This window comes from Peptacetobacter sp., from assembly GCF_029264495.1.
In the GTDB taxonomy this organism is placed as follows: domain Bacteria; phylum Bacillota; class Clostridia; order Peptostreptococcales; family Peptostreptococcaceae; genus Peptacetobacter.
Genome location: NZ_JARIBH010000072.1, coordinates 1 through 1,664 on the forward strand (window position 1 = coordinate 1; position 1,664 = coordinate 1,664).

Annotated in this window: 1 protein-coding gene and 1 rRNA gene; one reads left to right on the forward strand and one right to left on the reverse strand. The window is 27.0% G+C overall.

Translation table 11 applies throughout. The features are described 5' to 3' along the window. The first annotated feature begins 240 nt into the window (after positions 1–240). Positions 241–1,428: a pyridoxal phosphate-dependent aminotransferase gene (locus Q1J78_RS06735; protein WP_300279406.1), complete on the forward strand. Its 1,188-nt coding sequence runs from the start codon at positions 241–243 to the stop codon at positions 1,426–1,428. 117 nt (positions 1,429–1,545) lie between these two features. Here Q1J78_RS06735 and rrf read toward each other — a convergent pair. Further along, positions 1,546–1,662, reverse strand: a 5S ribosomal RNA gene (gene rrf, locus Q1J78_RS06740). Positions 1,663–1,664 lie beyond the last annotated feature (2 nt).

Sequence of the window (1,664 nt, forward strand, 5' to 3'; positions counted from 1 at the left end):
GAAAAAATCTATCTTTTTCAAATAAAATATATTTTCTCTTTTCTATATACTCATTCTTATAAAATATAATTTAAAAATTTAATATAAAGTATAGATATATATCATCAAATAAGATATTATATAAAGTATAATCTATTTTAAAAAAATAAAAAAAATAGATTTATTTCTAGAATTTACATAATAAAATAAAGTAATTGATTAAATAATGTACTTAATTTAAATAATAAAGGGGGATATATAATGAATTTATCAAAAAGATTAGATACAATGACACCGTCTTTTACTATAGGAATTAGTTCAAAAGTTAAGGAAATGAATAGTAATGGTATAGATGTGTTAAATTTAAGTATAGGAGAACCAGATTTTACAGTTCCCGAAAAAGCAAAAGCTTATGGAAAAAAATCTCTTGATGAGAACTGTACTAAATATGATCTTGTTCCTGGACTTAAAATACTTAGAGAAGAAATAGTAAAAAAATTAAAAAAAGAAAATAATTGCGATTATTCAATAGATGAGATTGTAGTTTCTAGTGGAGCAAAAAACTCTATTACAAATGCACTACTAGCTATAACGAATCCTGGAGAAGAAGTTTTAATTCCTAAGCCTTATTGGGTTAGTTATCCAGAAATGGTTAAACTTACTGGTGGTATCCCTAAATTCATAGATACAAAAAGAGAAAATGGATTTAAATTATCAAAAGAAGAGTTATTGAATGCAATTTCTGATAATTCTAAAATGTTAATCCTTACGAATCCTTCTAATCCTACAGGAAATGTTTATACTAAATCTGAATTAGAAGAAATAGTCGATGTTTGCTATGAAAAAGGAATTTTTATATTAGCCGATGAAATTTATGAAAGAATTTGTTATGTTGATGGATTTACATCTGTTGCTTCTTTATCTGAAAAAGCAAAAGAGATAACTATTACTATAAATGGATTTGCAAAATCTGTAGCTATGACTGGACTTAGACTTGGATATACAGCTTCTAATAGAGAAGTTGCAAAGGCTATGAGTTCTATACAAGGACATTTAGTGTCTCATCCTTCTCTTACAGCTCAATATATAGGATATGGTGCTCTTGTTGAATGTGAGGATGATATAAAACATATGGTAAGTGTATACCGTTCAAGAAGAGATATTTTAATAGAAAGACTTGATAATATAGAACATGTCTCATATATACAGCCTTTTGGAGCTTTTTACATGTTTATTGATTTAAGTGATGTTTCTAAAAAATATAATTGGGAAAAAAGTTTTTCTATAGAATTTTGTGAAGAATTTCTTAATAAATATCATGTAGCTGTAGTTCCTGGTATAGCATTTGGATTAGATGATTATATACGTATATCTTATGCTTGTGATGAAGATACTCTTATAAATGCTACTAATAAATTAGAAGAATTTATAGATGATATTTTTAATTAATTCTTTAACTGAATTATTTGTTAATTAGAATAAAAGACTGCCTATAAAATTTTATAGACAGTCTTTTATTACATTTACAAATCATTTACAAATATTTTTGCAAATAAAAAAAAGACTACGTGGCTACGTCCTACTCTCCCAGGGGCCTTCGCCCCAAGTACCATCAGCGCTAGAGAGCTTAACTTCTGTGTTCGGAATGGGAACAGGTGTATCCTCTCTGCTATAATAACCACATA